20 protein-coding genes are annotated in these 16,428 nt (G+C 47.5%); 15 read left to right on the top strand and 5 right to left on the bottom strand.

Annotated features, from left to right (window positions below):
• Positions 1-29: 29 nt before the first annotated feature.
• On the top strand, positions 30-1,880 hold the full coding sequence (gene rpoD, locus JWV37_RS08300; protein ID WP_205459329.1) for an RNA polymerase sigma factor RpoD: 1,851 nt from the start codon (positions 30-32) through the stop codon (positions 1,878-1,880).
• Positions 1,881-1,907: 27 nt separating this feature from the next.
• Entirely contained in the window at positions 1,908-2,594 is a 687-nt protein-coding gene (locus JWV37_RS08295; RefSeq protein WP_205459328.1) for a hypothetical protein, read from the top strand.
• Here the strand turns inward: JWV37_RS08295 and JWV37_RS08290 are convergent.
• From JWV37_RS08290 to JWV37_RS08275, 4 genes are read right to left on the bottom strand one after another with little or no spacing between them, the layout of a single operon-like run.
• Complete coding sequence (locus JWV37_RS08290; RefSeq protein ID WP_205459327.1) at positions 2,584-3,123, bottom strand: hypothetical protein; 540 nt, start codon at positions 3,121-3,123, stop codon at positions 2,584-2,586. The two genes, JWV37_RS08295 and JWV37_RS08290, sit on opposite strands and share 11 nt — an antisense overlap.
• Positions 3,120-3,389: an AtpZ/AtpI family protein gene (locus tag JWV37_RS08285; RefSeq protein WP_205459326.1), complete on the bottom strand. Its 270-nt coding sequence runs from the start codon at positions 3,387-3,389 to the stop codon at positions 3,120-3,122. The genes JWV37_RS08290 and JWV37_RS08285 overlap by 4 nt, the downstream gene beginning before the upstream one ends.
• Positions 3,386-4,672 carry a glutamate-1-semialdehyde 2,1-aminomutase gene (gene hemL / locus JWV37_RS08280; RefSeq protein ID WP_205459325.1) on the bottom strand — a complete coding sequence of 429 codons (1,287 nt, stop codon included), beginning with the start codon at positions 4,670-4,672 and terminating at the stop codon, positions 3,386-3,388. Before hemL ends, JWV37_RS08285 begins: the two co-directional genes overlap by 4 nt.
• The gene (locus JWV37_RS08275) at positions 4,672-5,016 is read right to left on the bottom strand and encodes a c-type cytochrome (RefSeq protein ID WP_205459324.1); all 345 of its coding nucleotides are present in this window, start codon (positions 5,014-5,016) and stop codon (positions 4,672-4,674) included. Before JWV37_RS08275 ends, hemL begins: the two co-directional genes overlap by 1 nt.
• Positions 5,017-5,096: 80 nt before the next feature.
• On the opposite strand from JWV37_RS08275, the gene folD reads away from it, so the two are divergent.
• From folD to JWV37_RS08210, 13 genes are all read left to right on the top strand, one after another.
• On the top strand, positions 5,097-5,936 hold the full coding sequence (gene folD / locus JWV37_RS08270) for a bifunctional methylenetetrahydrofolate dehydrogenase/methenyltetrahydrofolate cyclohydrolase FolD (RefSeq protein WP_205459323.1): 840 nt from the start codon (positions 5,097-5,099) through the stop codon (positions 5,934-5,936).
• A 15-nt stretch (positions 5,937-5,951) separates the two neighbouring features.
• Entirely contained in the window at positions 5,952-6,794 is an 843-nt protein-coding gene (gene lepB, locus JWV37_RS08265; protein ID WP_205459322.1) for a signal peptidase I, read from the top strand.
• Positions 6,781-7,425: a site-2 protease family protein gene (locus tag JWV37_RS08260; protein ID WP_369407668.1), complete on the top strand. Its 645-nt coding sequence runs from the start codon at positions 6,781-6,783 to the stop codon at positions 7,423-7,425. Before lepB ends, JWV37_RS08260 begins: the two co-directional genes overlap by 14 nt.
• A gap of 59 nt (positions 7,426-7,484) precedes the next feature.
• The gene (rpiB, locus tag JWV37_RS08255; RefSeq protein WP_205459321.1) at positions 7,485-7,913 is read left to right on the top strand and encodes a ribose 5-phosphate isomerase B; all 429 of its coding nucleotides are present in this window, start codon (positions 7,485-7,487) and stop codon (positions 7,911-7,913) included.
• Position 7,914: 1 nt separating this feature from the next.
• Positions 7,915-8,247: a hypothetical protein gene (locus tag JWV37_RS08250; RefSeq protein ID WP_205459320.1), complete on the top strand. Its 333-nt coding sequence runs from the start codon at positions 7,915-7,917 to the stop codon at positions 8,245-8,247.
• 24 nt (positions 8,248-8,271) lie between these two features.
• Positions 8,272-8,826 (top strand): adenine phosphoribosyltransferase, encoded by a 555-nt coding sequence (locus JWV37_RS08245; RefSeq protein ID WP_205459319.1) that lies wholly within the window; start codon positions 8,272-8,274, stop codon positions 8,824-8,826.
• On the top strand, positions 8,826-10,031 hold the full coding sequence (gene trpB / locus JWV37_RS08240) for a tryptophan synthase subunit beta (protein ID WP_205459318.1): 1,206 nt from the start codon (positions 8,826-8,828) through the stop codon (positions 10,029-10,031). The genes JWV37_RS08245 and trpB overlap by 1 nt, the downstream gene beginning before the upstream one ends.
• 9 nt (positions 10,032-10,040) lie before the next feature.
• Positions 10,041-10,625, top strand: coding sequence for a DedA family protein (locus JWV37_RS08235; protein ID WP_205459317.1), 585 nt, complete (start codon positions 10,041-10,043; stop codon positions 10,623-10,625).
• Positions 10,622-12,034, top strand: a complete 1,413-nt coding sequence (locus JWV37_RS08230) for a leucyl aminopeptidase (protein ID WP_205459316.1) — start codon at positions 10,622-10,624, stop codon at positions 12,032-12,034. Before JWV37_RS08235 ends, JWV37_RS08230 begins: the two co-directional genes overlap by 4 nt.
• Entirely contained in the window at positions 12,034-13,134 is a 1,101-nt protein-coding gene (ychF, locus tag JWV37_RS08225) for a redox-regulated ATPase YchF (RefSeq protein ID WP_205459315.1), read from the top strand. Before JWV37_RS08230 ends, ychF begins: the two co-directional genes overlap by 1 nt.
• Before the next feature lie 139 nt (positions 13,135-13,273).
• The gene (locus tag JWV37_RS08220; protein ID WP_205459314.1) at positions 13,274-14,191 is read left to right on the top strand and encodes a bile acid:sodium symporter family protein; all 918 of its coding nucleotides are present in this window, start codon (positions 13,274-13,276) and stop codon (positions 14,189-14,191) included.
• A gap of 127 nt (positions 14,192-14,318) precedes the next feature.
• The gene (gene msrP / locus JWV37_RS08215) at positions 14,319-15,284 is read left to right on the top strand and encodes a protein-methionine-sulfoxide reductase catalytic subunit MsrP (RefSeq protein WP_205459313.1); all 966 of its coding nucleotides are present in this window, start codon (positions 14,319-14,321) and stop codon (positions 15,282-15,284) included.
• Positions 15,284-15,841 (top strand): protein-methionine-sulfoxide reductase heme-binding subunit MsrQ, encoded by a 558-nt coding sequence (locus JWV37_RS08210; RefSeq protein WP_205459312.1) that lies wholly within the window; start codon positions 15,284-15,286, stop codon positions 15,839-15,841. Before msrP ends, JWV37_RS08210 begins: the two co-directional genes overlap by 1 nt.
• A 63-nt stretch (positions 15,842-15,904) precedes the next feature.
• Here JWV37_RS08210 and JWV37_RS08205 read toward each other — a convergent pair whose 3' ends face one another.
• The gene (locus JWV37_RS08205; protein ID WP_205459311.1) at positions 15,905-16,300 is read right to left on the bottom strand and encodes a VOC family protein; all 396 of its coding nucleotides are present in this window, start codon (positions 16,298-16,300) and stop codon (positions 15,905-15,907) included.
• Between the last annotated feature and the right edge of the window lie 128 nt (positions 16,301-16,428).

Below are 16,428 nucleotides of genomic sequence, written 5' to 3'. Positions count from 1 at the left end.
ATTTTCTTGACCCCTAGGAGTGCCTCGCTATGTCCGCAAAAGAATTGTTTCAACAAATCGAAGACCTTTTCAAAGAAAATGAAAAGGGGCATGTTACTTATGAAACCCTCATGGACTACTTTCCCAAGCAACCCACTGGCGCCAATGTCAAAAAACTTTTAACCTTACTTGAAAAATACTCCATTAGCCTGATTACTTCGGCTGAAATTGCTAAAATGCGCAACATCGAAGAAGCAAAAAAACGTGAAGAAGCGCGCAAAAAACTTCAAGATGAGTCTTTGGAAGATGAGTTTGACCTTGCCAGCGAAAAAGAGCTACTCGAGTGGTCACGTAGCGACAGTCCTGTACGTATGTACTTGCGTGAAATGGGACAAATCTCTTTGTTAACCAAAGAAGAAGAGATTGACATCAGTAAAAAAATTGAATTTGGCGAAGACATTATCATTGATGCATTTTGTTCTGTGCCTTATTTGATTGATTTCATCCTTGATTATAAAGAATCCCTCATCAACCGCGAACGCCGTGTTAAAGAGCTTTTTAAAAGCTTTGAGGACGACAACGAGAGTGATGATAGCGACGATGATAGCGACGATGATAGCGACGATAGCGACAGCGATGAGCCACGCAAAACCTCACGCAAAGACAACAAACGCACCGAAAAAGTCATCGAAAGCTTCAAGGCCCTAGAAAAAGCTAAAAAAGACTGGATGCGCACAGGGCAAAAAGAACCCGAGGGTGACGAAGTTGAAGTTCTTACCCATCACCTCTCACAAGCGTTCAAGAAAAAGCTTTTAAAAGAGAAGCTAATGGACCTAGGGCCAACGAGCAAGCTTATCAATGAACTTGTAAAATCTATGGAAACAGCCCTTAAAAGCGATGGAGAGTTTGACAAAGAACTTAAACGCCTTGAATACAAACTTCCTCTTTTTAATGAAACTCTCAAGGAAAACCATCAAAAGATTTTAAGCCGCATTATTGATTTATCCAAGGAGGATATCACTCTTGAGGTTCCCGAAGCTACCATGGTTTCCACTTATATGGAAATCAAAAAACTCTTCCAAACCAAAGAGGCCAGCAAACAAAGCTTCAACCTTGAGCCCGCTCTTTTAAAAGAGATTTTAGAGCAAATCAAACGGGGAAAACGCATCGCTGATGAGGCTAAAACCCGCATGGCAAAGTCCAACCTGCGCCTTGTGGTCTCCATCGCCAAACGCTACACCAACCGAGGACTTCCCTTTTTGGACCTCATTCAAGAGGGTAACATCGGCCTCATGAAAGCGGTTGATAAATTTGAATACAAAAAAGGCTACAAGTTTTCCACGTACGCGACGTGGTGGATTCGCCAAGCCATTTCTCGCGCCATCGCCGACCAAGCGCGCACCATTCGGATTCCGATTCACATGATTGAAACCATCAACCGTATCAATAAAATCATCCGCAAACACTTGCAAGAACACGGCAAAGAACCCGACATTGAAACCATTGCCGAAGAGGTAGGATTGACACCAGACAAGGTCAAAAACGTCATCAAAATCACCAAAGAGCCCATCTCTCTTGAAGCGCCTATTGGCAATGAAGACGATGGAAAATTTGGGGATTTTGTAGAAGACCGCACCACCCTAAGCCCGATGGATCACATTCTTAAAAATGACCTCAAAGATCAGATTGATGAAGTGCTAGATCAACTCAATGAGCGGGAAAAAGCGGTTATTCGTATGCGCTTTGGTTTGCTGAGCGACGAAAGCGATCGCACCCTTGAAGAGATTGGCAAAGAACTCAGTGTCACCCGTGAACGCGTGCGCCAAATCGAAAGTTCTGCCATTAAAAAGCTCAAACACCCCAAGGTGGGGCGCAAACTAAAAAACTATATTGAGGGCTAAAAAAACGCGTTACATGTAAGGAAATCCGTGCAGTTTTTAGAAAAGTGGATTGAACACGACTACAATCCTTTCATTATTTTTGATGCCAATGGAAAAGTCAAGAGCCTCAATCAAGAGGCGCAGTATCTTCTTGGTGAGGTTTCTACCAAAGAAATTTTTGACATCGCAGGTGCGTATGCGGCGATTACTTATGGGTTTAAAACCACTATTTTAGACCTTGAGTTTGGCTCTTACCGCTTTTATGGCATCACCGTTGGCTACGAAAGCGAAGAGGAAATTGGGGTAAAGCTTTACAAATACGCAACCCAAAAATTCTCCACCATTGCCGAATACGGCGAACCTGTCAATATTTACACACTCCTTGACTTGTGTATTAGCGCCACCTCGACTGGCCAAAATACCCAATTTAAAAAAGAGTTTGACCCCACCTTTCCTGATTTACGTCTTCAGATTGATGGGTTTACCAAACTGCTCAACAAAACCTATGCTAGCTTCCAGCATGCACCAAAAATCACCACAAAACTCTCCTTAAAAACCGGAGAGCATATTCGTTTTAAAGAGAAAAAATACCCTATTTTTACCATTTTAGTAGAAGGGGAAGGGCGCGACCGCCGTTTTGAACTAGACGCACAAGCCATCGCCAAAACTATTAATTGCATCGTGCATTTCAAAGAAGAACAAATTATTATTACATCACCCCTTATTAGCGCTTAGGGGCAAAAACTAGCGGTGTCAACAGTGCCACCAATGGTACTGCACCAAGACCAATAACAAAAGGCACTATTTCAAACACTCCCTGACGTTGCAGCGCCAAAAACCCCACATACAACATAGCGTAAGCGATTAAGCGATAAGGAAACATCAGGCTAGGAATGGATTGCGGGAGGTGAAGTTTTGACAACAGCCCTTGTTTTTCTTGTTTTTGGCGTTCTTTCTCTTCTTGCACCATGGTTTTAAAATCTACTGGCGGAAGGGGTTGCTCTTCTCTCCATAGCCCCGCGGGATCATCGGGGTCTTTTTCTTCATCTTCATCCTCATCTTCTTCAAGCACATATGCTCCCGCCTCTAGGCGCCTTTGCACCATTTTTTGATAAGAAAAAAAAGTTGCAGTCGTAATGGCCAAAGAGCAAAAAAACGCCACTTGGGTATTTATAAACCACGTTAATCCAAAAAAGAGCGAAGCGAGGAAAAACCCCGCCTCCGCCGCCGCGTACATGTAAAGAAAGTATCGCGGGTTGCTCACTCTTTTTCCTTACCATTTGGCGTTTCATCACTAGACTCATCGTAAGATTTCATTTGGCGTTTATACGCCTTGTGCACATTAAGGGCGGCGGCGGCAATCCCCCATGCCAATCCTGCCCAAAACAGCCATCCGATGCCTGTCATGTCACGCATTAGAACACCTGCGCCAACGCCTAGCACCACCGCAACAATCATCGACACTCCAAGGGTGAGTTGCTCTGCCCCCTCAAGCACGCGCCTTATGCGCGGTTTTTGTTCTTCACTCATAGTGTTTTCATTACCTCATGCGCGTGGGCAATCACTGTGTCTATCATTGCCTCATCCATAGGTTCACAAATAAACCCTGCCTCAAATTGACTGCATGCAAAATAGACGCCACGCTCCAACATGCCTCGGTGGAACGCCGCAAAACGCTTTGTGTCTGAACGCAAAGCTTCATCAAAGTTACGCACAGGGTTTTCATTAAAAAAGAACCCGAACATGGAGCCACAAAAACCCGTTTGCAAAGGAATACCATTAGCCCTAGCCGCTGCCTCTAGACCTACAGTAAGACGTTGCGCTAGTTCTTTTAATCGTGGATACAAACTGGCTTCTTTACGGATAATCTCTCCCAAAGAAGCCAGCCCTGCATTCATGGCAATAGGATTGCCGCTAAGTGTTCCCGCTTGATACACAGGCCCCTCTGGAGAGAGCATTGCCATAATCTCTGCGCGTGCACCAAAGGCACCCACAGGCATACCGCCCCCAATCACCTTGCCAAAGGTGACCATATCTGGACGTGTGGCAAATACCCCTTGGGCTCCCCTAAGAGAGGCACGAAACCCGCTCATAACCTCATCAAAGATAAGAAGTGCGCCATAGGTATCGCACAACGTGCGCAAGCCTTCTAGAAATTCTGGAGAAGAAGGCACAAAACCCATATTTCCAGCAATCGGCTCAACAATCACGCACGCAACGCCTTCGCTCGCCTCAAAGCATGCTCTTACGCTTTCCAAATCGTTATAGCGAGCGAGCAAGGTGTGCTTAGTTGTACCCTCTGGAACACCTGGGCTTGAGGGATTTCCAAAGGTAACGGCACCACTTCCTGCTTTGACAAGCAAAGCATCGCTGTGCCCATGATAACACCCTTCAAACTTGATAATATCATGCTTACATGTAAAGCCACGTGCCAGACGAATAGCGCTCATTACTGCTTCGGTACCACTGCTGACAAAACGCACTTTATCGATAGTGTCAAACAGGCCACAAATAGACGCCGCGAGCTCTGTTTCTACTTCTGTTGGCGCTCCGTAACTTAGTCCTTTTTTAACTGCTTTAATAACAGCTTCTTCAATCACTTCATTAGCGTGGCCCAAAATCAGCGGACCCCAACTTTGTACAAAATCAATGTACCGGTTGCCATCAATGTCGGTCATGAAAGCCCCTTTGGCCTCTTTAATAAACGGAGGTGTTCCGCCTACACCGCCAAAGGCACGCACAGGAGAATCTACACCACCTGGAATAACGCGACTGGCTGCTTCAAACGCACGGATACTGTTGGTAAATTGCATCATTTTCCTTTGTCATTGTTTTGAATATTAGTTACAAAATAATAGAGACTTTCAATTTCGTCATTGGTTAAAAAATAGGTTGGCATCACAGACTTTGAGGCTAAAATTCCTTTAGCGAAACGCTCCTTACTTAAGCCATGCAACGAAGGGGCTACAATCTCCTTCTCCTTTCCTTTTTCTTTAAAACGGGCCAACACTTTCCCCTCGCCTTTGGGGCCATGGCAATGGACGCAACCAATGCCACGTGGGTTTTCGTAAAGCATTTTGGCGTATTCCATTTGTGTCATGAAATCCCCCGCAAAGGCAAGTGAAACACTAAGAAAAAACACGAGGGAATACTGCATTGACGTTGATTATCCTGATTTTAAACTGAGTTTGGATACTATACCCGACATTCAATTAATACCACATGAAAAGGTACTTTATGACACTCCTTGATGGCAAAGCCCTCAGCGACACATTTAAACAAACACTTACATCCGAATGTAAAACTTTAAAAGAAAAAGGGGTCGTCCCAGGACTTGCTGTTGTCCTTGTAGGATCCGACCCTGCCAGTGCAACCTACGTAGGCATGAAAGAGCGTTCTTGCGAAGCCGTAGGCATCCGTTCCATTATGCATCGGCTTCCCGAATCCACCGCCCAAGAGGCCCTTCTTTCGCTCATTGACACCCTTAATAAAGACCCCCAAGTAGACGGCATTTTAGTCCAACTTCCTCTTCCTGCGCATCTTGATAGCGATGCCATCCTGGAGGCCATCACTCCGTGCAAAGACGTGGACGGATTTCACGCCATCAATGTGGGCAAACTGAGTCAAAACCTTGAAGGCTTTGTCCCTTGTACACCCCTTGGCGTGATGAAACTTTTAGAAGCCTACGCCATTAACCCTAAAGGCATGGACGTGTGCGTCATTGGGCGCAGCAACATCGTGGGCAAACCCATGATGAACCTTTTGATTAACGCAGGGGCAACCGTTACTGTATGCCATAGCCAAACCAAAGACTTAAAAGCCCACACCTTGCGCGCGGATTTGTTGGTCGTTGGTGTAGGCAAACCTGCTCTTCTTAAAGCGGACATGGTCAAAGAAGGTGCTATCGTCATCGACGTGGGCATCAACCGCACCGACAAGGGCACCTTGGTAGGCGATGTGGATTTTGACGCGGTCGCTCCCAAATGTACGTTCATCACCCCCGTGCCTGGCGGCGTAGGTCCCATGACCATTGCCATGCTACTTTCCAACACTGTACACGCAGCCAAAAATCGCTAAGGAATCCTCTCGCGCATGAAAAACTTGCTTAAAAAACTCTACTCCTTTTCCAACAGCTGGACAGGAACGGTTGTCATCGTTTTGTTGATTATTTTCTTTATCGCCCAAGCCTTTGTAATTCCTAGCGGCTCCATGAAACGCTCCTTGCTTATTGGCGACCATTTGTTTGTCAAAAAATTCTCTTACGGCACTCCTGTGCCCCATTTGCCGTGGATTGAAGTGCCCGTGTTGCCTGATTTTTTTGGCAATGGCCACCTCATCGAAGGACCACGTCCTGCACGGGGTGATATTGTGGTGTTTCGCTACCCGCTTGACCCAAAAATCCACTATGTTAAACGCTGTGTTGCCACAGGGGGCGATGAAATTATCTACCAAGACAAAGTACTCTACTTGCGTCCCCATGAAGGAGACGACTTTATTAAAAGCACTTATCCTTCCGAAAAAATCGTTACCCTTGGAGGAAAACTGTGGGTAAAAAACCCCTTCATGGGCGAATATTCTGGTATTTCATATGATGAAAATGTAGACCTTTTTACCCAAATGACCTTGCATCTCATGGGCAATAATTTGGCCATGCGCCCTGCTCTTGTGCAAGAGCTTCCTTTACGCAACGATGGACTTAACCATAACGCTTACTACTTTAAAGTACCCCAAGATGAGTTTTTTATGGTAGGCGACAACCGCGACCACTCTAACGACAGCCGCTTCTGGGGAAGCGTACCTTACAAACACATCGTAGGCAAACCGTGGTTTATCTACTTTTCGTGGGATGATAATTACGTTATCCGATGGGATCGTATTGGGCGGTTTGTTTCAACCGTAGAAAAAGAGGTGCATTTTACCCGTGGATCTTATTAGTATTTTACCCATCATTGCGATGGTTTTTTCTTTGATTATTGCCATCGTAGGGCATGAAATTATGCATGGCTTGATGGCTTACCGCTACGGGGACGATACGGCTAAAAACGCAGGTAGACTTAGCCCCAATCCCCTTTTACATGTAGACCCTGTGGGGACTTTTCTGGTTCCTTCCTTGCTTTATTTTTCCACAGGATTTTTGTTTGGCTGGGCCAAACCCGTACCTGTATATATTCGCACTGTTATTCGAAATGGAGGCTACCTTGCAGCTATCCAAGTGAGTCTTGCGGGAATTGCCTACAACATTACCCTTGCTTTGTGTGCTTCGGCCGTGCTCCACAATCTCACCGCACCCAGCTCGATGGTAAGTCTTTTCATTTACTCCTTTTTTTCTTATCTTGTGGTTATCAATGTCATTCTTGCCTTGTTTAATCTCTATCCCATTCCGCCCCTTGATGGTTCTCATGCGCTAAGTTATTTTGCTGCTTGGATGGGTTGGCATAAAGTTGCCCACTGGATGGACCGCGCAGGAAGGTACGGATTTATTCTCCTTGTATTGCTACTTATCTCCCCCTTTTCCATCTATGTGTTTGCTCCTATGCACTATTTTATTGGGCTTTTGCTTCCGTAACACACCTTTAAACCTCGCTATGTTATAATCGCGTCACTTTACACACAAAGAGGATGCGCATGAAATTTTACATTGGCACCGATCACGCGGGTTTTGCTATCAAAAAAGATGTGATTGCCCTTTTAAAAACACACGGGTGCAAAGTAGAAGACCTTGGCCCCGCCACAGACGAACGTGTAGACTACCCTGATTTTGGACACAAGGTCGCTTTGGCAGTTTTGAAAGATACTGGGAGTTTCGGTATCGTGATTTGTGGTACAGGCATTGGCATCTCTCTTGCAGCCAACAAGCACGAGGGAATTCGTGCGGCCCTTTGCCACGATGCCTACACCGCCCAAATGGCCAGAGCCCACAACAATGCCAACATCCTTGCCTTTGGGCAACGGATTGTGGGACTTGGTGTGATTGAGTCGATGTTAGACGCATTTATCTCCACCCCGTTTGAAGGCGGACGTCACGCTACGCGCGTCGACAAAATCGAGTGCTAAGATGTTTTTAGACTGGATTTTCACCACCATTCTTGTCTCCTTGTGTGTTTATCTAACTGTGATGGTTTTTTATTTTAAAACACTCTTGCGCAAAGAAAAACTGGGTAATGCTATGGTTAAAAACACCCTAGGGGACGCAGAAGTGGTCATTCGAAAATACCAAGTGCAACTCCAACGTGCCCTTGGCAACATCGACATCCTCAGTGATGAACTCAATAAAATCCGCGGCGATACCAAATCCCTTCGCACGCGCAACAGCCAATACCGCCTCGAGAGTGACAAGCTGCGTCAACGCATCAAAGAACTTGAGGGCAAAATCGAAGCACTGTTATAATCCAATATTTTCCAAAGGTCATCCATGCATACACTCACCGAAAGTGAAAAGTCTCATTTGCTTGCAGCCATTCGCAATGTTCCTGATTACCCCAAGCCTGGCATCCAATTTAAAGACATCACGACCCTATTAAACAACCCTGAAGCCTTTCATTTTTTAATGGACCACCTTGTTAAGCGCTACGCAGACATGGACATCCAATACATCGCAGGCATCGAGTCGCGCGGTTTTATTTTTGGAGCAGCTCTTGCTTCCTTGCTTCGCACCCGCTTTGTGCCCATCCGCAAACCAGGCAAACTTCCCTACACTACCATCAGTGAAAAATATTCCCTAGAATACGGGGTAGATGAAGTAGAGCTACACATTGATGCGTTTAGCCACGGCTTGGCACATCCGCGCGTGTTGCTCATCGACGACCTCATCGCTACAGGCGGCACGGCCAATGCGGCGGTCAACCTTATCAACAAAGCAGGCGGTGAATGCGTGGAAGCGTGTTTTATCATCAACCTAACCTTTTTGCGTGGCGACGAAGCCATTAAAAAAACGACTCCCGTGTATTCGGTCTTGGAGATTGATTAATGTATATTCCTAAACCCTCCCCTTTTGACCCCGACCACAACGGCCATTTTGGCATTTTTGGCGGACGTTACGTACCTGAAACCTTGATGCCCGTACTGTGCGAACTCGACGAAGCCTACCGCGCGTTGCGCTTTGACAAAGACTTTTGGATGGAGGTGGATTATTATTTTAAAGAGTACGTCGGCCGTCCCTCGCCTCTTTATTTTGCCAACAACCTCTCCGAAGAACTCGGTGCCCGCGTTTACCTCAAACGGGAAGATTTAAACCACACGGGTGCGCACAAAATCAACAACACCATCGTCCAAGGTTTGCTCGCTAAGCGCTTAGGCAAAAAACGGGTCATCGCCGAAACAGGTGCGGGACAACATGGCGTAGCTACGGCGACCGTCGCGGCACTACTGGGCCTTGAATGCGACGTGTTTATGGGCGAAAAAGACGTGGAGCGGCAAGAACTTAATGTCTTTCGCATGAAACTTTTAGGAGCTAAAGTCCACCCTGTCAAAAGCGGAAGCCGTACGCTCAAAGATGCCATGAACGAAGCCATCCGCCACTGGGTTACCCACGCGCGCGACACCTTTTATATCATCGGCACCGTCGCAGGACCCCATCCGTATCCCCTCATGGTGCGCGACTTTCAAGCAGTCATTGGCTACGAAGCCAAGGCACAGATTTTAGCAACAGCAAACTGCTTGCCTGATTTTGTGGTCGCGTGCATTGGCGGGGGAAGCAACGCCATTGGCATGTTTAGCCACTTTTTGGGCGAAGAGGGTGTGCGGTGTATCGGCATTGAAGCAGGCGGCCTAGGGCTTGACACATCCAAGCACGGCGCAAGTTTGCAAAAAGGGAGTCCTGGTGTATTGCACGGGCAAATGAGCTACTTACTGCAAGATGAAGACGGGCAGATTTTAGAAGCCCATTCCTTTTCTGCGGGATTGGATTACCCTGGCATCGGGCCAGAACATGCGCACTTGAAAGATTTAAACAAGGTCACCTATGAGAGTGTTACCGACCAAGAAGCCCTAGACGCCTTTGTGTGGCTCAGTCAAAAAGAAGGCATCATTCCTGCCTTTGAGAGCGCTCATGCTGTGGCATACCTTAAAAAAATGGACCCTAAAGTGCGCGAAAACGCTCTCATCATCGTCAACCTCTCGGGTCGTGGCGACAAGGACATGGTGCAAGCTAAATCCTTACTCCATTTTGACTAAGCAGGGCCCATGGAAGGAACATTCATTGAGCTTATCCGTACCTATGGGTACATTATTTTGTTTGTGTGGTGCGTGCTCGAGGGCGAAACAGCCCTTGTCATCGCAGGAGTCTTTTCCCATACGGGCGACATGAATTTGCCCATCGCCCTTGTGGTTGGTACCCTTGGAGGCATGGCGGGAGATTTGCTCTACTTTCACATTGGCAGGTATAACAAGAACTACATTTATAAGAAGCTCAATACCCAGCGGCGCAAGTTTGCCATCGCCCACATGTTGCTCAAAAAATACGGACGGGCGATTATCTTTTTCCAACGCTTCATGTACGGACTGCGCATTGTCGTGCCCATGTCTGTGGGGCTCACGCGCTACAGCCGCGCAGAATTTGTGCTCATTAATGGCATCAGTTCTTTTACGTGGGCTTGTATCTTCTGCTTACCAGCGTGGTACATGGGCGATACTATCTTAGGACTACTCACGTACGGGCAAGAACATTGGTATTTTGCTATTCCGATGATCATTGCCTTTGTGGGTAGCATTTTTTACTTTTTCCACCGTGTGGAAAGCACTATCTTAAAATTACGGAGTCAACGATGAAATTTACCCCCATACAAACCTCTTTTGAAACCTCGGGCGCGGACGCGCGCGTCATGCTTGTGGATGCAGCCACTTTTGAAACTTTAGAAGAAAAATCCCTCCTTGAAGCCTATGGCTTTAAGCCCAAAAGCGAAGCGGGTGTCTATTTTCCCCACAGCAAAACCGTTTACGTCGGCTGCGACAGTTTTGAGGCGGATGAACTGCGCTTGGCTGCTGCTAAAGCATGGGAACTGTTAAAAGCCTCTACATGTAAAGTCGTATTCACAGAAGCGTACGGCAACATTGGCGCTTTGGTGGAAGGATTTGAGCTAGGAAGCTACCAATTTACCGCCTACAAAAGCAAAAATGACCCCGTGCACGTAGAAGAAGTGCGCATTGTCACTACCGCTTCAGACGCGGTCGCACAAATCCAAAAAGCCTACACCATCGCTAACGCGACCAATTACGCTAAAGAAGCGGTCAATACTATCCCCAGTGACTACACGCCTGTGCGCATGGCCGATGATGCCATGAAACTCTCCGCTCTTGAGGGCGTTACATGTAAGGTTTACGACAAACACTTTTTAGAAGAACAAGGCATGGAAGCGTTTTTAGCCGTCAACCGTGCTAGCGTGCATCCTCCGCGCCTCATCCACCTCGTTTACACGCCTAAAGTGCCCGCGAAAAAACGGGTCATTTTTGTGGGCAAAGGGTTGACCTATGATAGCGGCGGGTTGAGCTTGAAGCCAGGAGAGAGCATGGTGACCATGAAAGCCGACAAAAGCGGCGGCGCGGCGGCACTTGGCATTTTAAAAGGGGCGGCAGAACTCGAACTTCCCTTTGAAATCCACGCCATCATCGGCGCAACAGAAAACATGATTGGCGGTAATGCCTACAAGCCTGATGATGTCCTTAAAGCCAAAAACGGCACTACCATTGAGGTGCGCAACACCGACGCAGAAGGCCGCTTGGTCTTGGCCGATTGCTTGTGCTACGCCCAAGGGTTTAAGCCCGACATCTTAGTGGACATGGCAACGTTAACGGGTGCGTGCGTGGTGGCTGTTGGCGAATATACCACAGGCGTCATGGGCCACAACCAAGAACTCATCGCCTCATTACACAACGCCGCGGCTCAAAGTGGCGAGCTTACAGGCTCATTGCACTTTAACCGTTACCTCAAAAAACTGCTCAAAAGCTCTGTCGCTGACATCTCCAACATCAGCTCTTCACGCTACGGCGGAGCTATCACAGCAGGACTTTTCCTTGACACCTTCATCGAAGAAGAACACAAATCCAAGTGGATTCACCTTGACATCGCGGGGCCTGCATACGTGGAAAAACCGTGGGGCTACAACCAAACGGGTGCCAGTGGTGCGGGGGTGCGCATGAACCTTTATTGGCTGGATGCATTAGCCAAGGAGGTGAACTAATGGGTTTGGGTGTTGGTATCGTTGGCTTGCCAAACGTAGGAAAATCGACCACCTTTAACGCGCTCACTAAGGCGCAAAATGCCGAGGCGGCGAACTATCCGTTTTGTACGATTGAGCCCAACAAGGCCATCGTTCCTGTGCCTGATAAACGCTTGGGTGCGCTTGCAAAAATTGTCAATCCTGAGCGCATTCAGCACTCTACCATCGACTTTGTGGACATCGCAGGACTCGTGCGCGGAGCTAGCAAGGGCGAGGGACTGGGCAACCAGTTTCTCTCTAACATTCGCGAAGTGGAAGTGGTGTTGCACATGGTGCGCTGCTTTGAAGATGAAAACATCACGCACGTTGAAGGGGGCATCGACCCTATTCGTGACATCGAAATCATCGAAACCGAACTCATGCTCGCCGACGTGCAACAACTAAGCAAAAAAATCGACAGGCTCACCCGCATGGCCAAGTCCGATAAAGACGCAAGGGGTGCGCTCGAAGTAGCCCAAGCGCTGTTTCATCACCTAGATGATTTGCAACCCGCAAGCACCTTCGCCGACCGTGAAAACCCATACTTTGAAGCCCTCAATAAAGAACTGCGCTTCCTCTCCAACAAAACTGTCATCTACGGCGCAAACGTGGATGAAGACGGCCTTTTAGAAGATAACATGTACGTGCAAGCCCTCCAAAACCACGCCGCGCGCGTGGGTGCAGACGTCATCAAACTGTGCGCTAAAATCGAAGAAGAGATGGTCGCTTTAGAGGAAGAAGAGGCGGCGGAATTTTTACAAGAACTGGGCATCGAGGAGTCGGGTTTAGAGAAAATCATCCGCACCGCCTTTGAAAAACTGGGTCTCATTAGCTACTTTACCGCGGGTGCCAAAGAAGTGCGCGCGTGGACTATTGAGCGGGGTTGGAAAGCACCCAAAGCGGCCTCGGTCATCCACAATGACTTTGAAAAAGGCTTCATCAAAGCCGAAGTTATCGGCTACGAAGATTTCCTTACATGTAAGGGCGAAAGCGGCGCCAAAGAAGCAGGAAAAATGCGCCTAGAAGGCAAAGAGTACCTCGTCAAAGACGGCGACGTGATGCACTTTCGGTTTAACGTGTAAGCTATTAATGTAAAAGCTACCGTGCTTAACGCGGTAGCTTTTTGCCAGTCCATTGCATGTAAAGACCTTTTACCCTCAAAATTACCGCTTTTTTACTCCAATCACGCTACAATTGACGTTTTTTCAAAAAGGAGTGTGTATGGTTAACCGCATTAATGGACTCTTTCCCCTTTGGGCTGTTTTGGTGGGGGCTTTGGCTTACCTTGCACCGACGCTTTTTAAATCCCATGCTTCGCTCATTGTGCCTTTACTGACGATGATTATGTTTTTCATGGGCGCGACCCTCAAAGCTGAGGATTTTTTGCGCGCGCTTAAGCGTCCTGTGGTCATTGGTTTGACTCTGGCTTTGCAGTTTGGCTGTATGCCGCTGTTGGCTTTTGGCATCTCCAAAACCCTCGGGTTTTCCACGGACTTGCTTGTGGGGATGCTTCTTGTAGGCGCCGTTTCAGGCGGCACTGCGTCTAACGTCATGGCCTATCTTGCCAAGGCAGATGTGGCCCTTTCCATCACACTCACCGCCATTAGCACGATTCTTTCTGTGCTTCTTACCCCTTTTTTGGTGTGGTTTTATGTGGGGCAAGAAGTGGATGTCAACGCCATGGGTATGCTCATGGGCATCGTCAAAATCGTCCTTGTGCCTGTGCTTGCGGGTCTTGTGTGTAGCCACCTTTTTGGTGCCAAAATCCAAAAACTCCACGGCCTTTTTGCACTCTTTTCCATGGGAGCGATTTTATTCATCATCGCTATCGTCATCGCCCTCAACCAACCCAAAATCGCCACCGTAGGCGCGCTCATCTTCCTTGGTGTGGTCTTGCACAACCTTCTAGGACTGTTAATAGGCTACCTTGTGCCCAAACTCTTGGGCTACGACACCAAAACCTGCCGCACCATCGCCATCGAAACAGGGATGCAAAACTCAGGCCTTGCCGTAGCACTCGCGGGCAAATATTTTGCCGCCACCCCTTTAAGCGCGCTTCCGGGAGCACTTTTTAGCGTCTGGCACAACATCTCAGGCTCACTTCTTGCTGGGTTTTGGGGTAAACGGGAAATCTCCTAAGGCACCGTTTCCTTAGAGGAGGCTTGTTCTTCTTTTGGGGCATTGGGATTTTTTAGGACTTTAAGGCGCCTTACGCTTACATGTAAGGCGCTCTACATGTAAAAAAATATCACCAAAAGGAGGCCCCGTGTATATCTTCAAAAAACCCCGTTGGCAATTGAGCCAAACCGAAGTCACCGACGAAGCGCTTTTCCACAAACGAAGAGATTTTCTTAAACTGGGTGCGGCCGCGCTTGTCTCTTCGAGTGTGGTGATGGACACCCTTTGGGCGGCCAAAAACGACCTCCTTAGCCCCCTTGCATTCACCCCAACCCCCTACGGAAAAGAGTTGGAATTGAGCACCTTTGAACAAGCAAGCACTTACAATAACTTTTACGAATTTTCCACCGCCAAAGAAAAACCTGCGCGCATGGCCCATACCCTTAGACCTTCGCCGTGGGAAGTGGGTTTTCACGGTGAGTGCGAAAACACCACGCCCCTTGAAGTCTCAGCGTTGCTCGCAACACTTCCCCTCGAAGAGCGGATTTACCGTTTTCGCTGTGTTGAGGGGTGGTCGATGGTCGTGCCGTGGATTGGATTTCCCCTCTCCGCCCTCTTGGCCATCGCCAAGCCAACCTCTAAAGCCAAGTACGTGCTGTTCCAAACCAAATACGACCCGACCATGTTTCCCGACCAACGCAAAGGCATGCGCCAAGGAGCCATTCCTTACCCGTATGTGGAAGGGTTGCGCATGGATGAAGCGATGCACCCGCTTGCGTTTGTGGCGGTGGGCATGTACGGAAAAGTACTCCCCAACCAAAACGGCGCACCGTTGCGCTTGATTGTGCCGTGGAAATACGGTTTCAAAAGCATCAAATCCATCGACCATGTGGCCTTTGCTACCACGGAGCCTAAAAACACATGGCAAGCACTCAACCCTAGAGAGTACGGATTCTACGCCAACGTCAACCCGCACGTTGACCACCCCCGCTGGAGTCAAGCCAAAGAGCGCAAACTGGGCAGTTTTTTAAAAACAGAAACGCTGATGTTTAACGGTTACGGCGAAGAAGTGGCTTCGCTGTACAAAGAGATGGACTTGAAAAGATTTTTTTGATGCAAAAAATAGCGGTATTTGTGGGGTCGCTTTTGCCCCTAGCCTATCTACTCTACGGCGTCCAAGAGGCCAACGACCCCATCAAACACATCTACACCCTCACAGGGCTTAGTGCCATGGGGTTTTTGTTTCTCTCCTTAGCCATCACCCCCTTGCGACGTGCGCTTAACCTCTTGCGCTACCGAAGAATGTTAGGGCTTTTTGCGCTTTTTTACGCCACACTGCATTTTGGCAACTTTTTTCTTTTGGACGCGCAACTTGATGTGGGATTTGTGCTCAAAGAGACCCTCGACAAACCCTTTATTTACCTTGGCATGAGCGCATTTGTCATCCTCATCTTCATGGGCATCACCTCCACAAAACGCCTCTTTGCCAAGCACCACGCCAAACACAAACTCGTCTACATCGCCCTCATCCTCATCCTCATCCACGAAACCATGGCACAAAAAGTCTTGGGCAATCGAGAGATGTTTTTCATTTTTCTCACTGTTCTTTTGTTGGGCTGGAGAGGGGTTGTTACCGTGTCCCAAGGAATAAACAAAAGATTGAACAAATAAAAAATTAAAGTCTACACATAGATTGAATTTTTTCTAATCTGTAAAATCATCTAGTTTTCACTCTTAACAAAACCCATAACTGCAATATAACCTTACCAACACTCCACCAGGAACCCTAATGCAAGAATAGGTCTCGCCGTATGCGTTGGAGCATGGCGGAGATATTTCTTTGGCCCCATTCGCCAGTGATGCATAGTGGGTCATTAAGATATTTTCTGTCGCTATTTCCAATTCTGTTTCGAGTGAGTTTTCGTTGCAAACATTTCCCGAAAATGGGTCAAGTGAAGAATTTGGGATCAAATTTTCCGAAGCTAGAGCCAAAATAAAAGTATCCAGCCCAATTTCAGCATAATCTTTTTTTGGACTGTAATATTTTCGAGTAAACCCTAAAACTTTTTCAAAAAACAATAAGGCCTTTTCAACCTCAACGACATACAAACATACTTTTCTTACTTTCAAGCGCATTCCTTTATTTTAACGACGCACAACTAACTTGATTGTCATAGAGAAAGTATTGGGGTATTTTAAATAATACATCACTTGAAATAGGGGGTGAATAGAAATATCCTTGTCCAAAAGCAACCCCC

This window comes from Sulfurospirillum tamanense (genome assembly GCF_016937535.1).
GTDB lineage: Bacteria > Campylobacterota > Campylobacteria > Campylobacterales > Campylobacteraceae > Sulfurospirillum_B > Sulfurospirillum_B tamanense.
The sequence above is the reverse complement of the archived record's forward strand: the minus strand, read 5'-3'. Positions and strand labels throughout refer to the sequence as shown.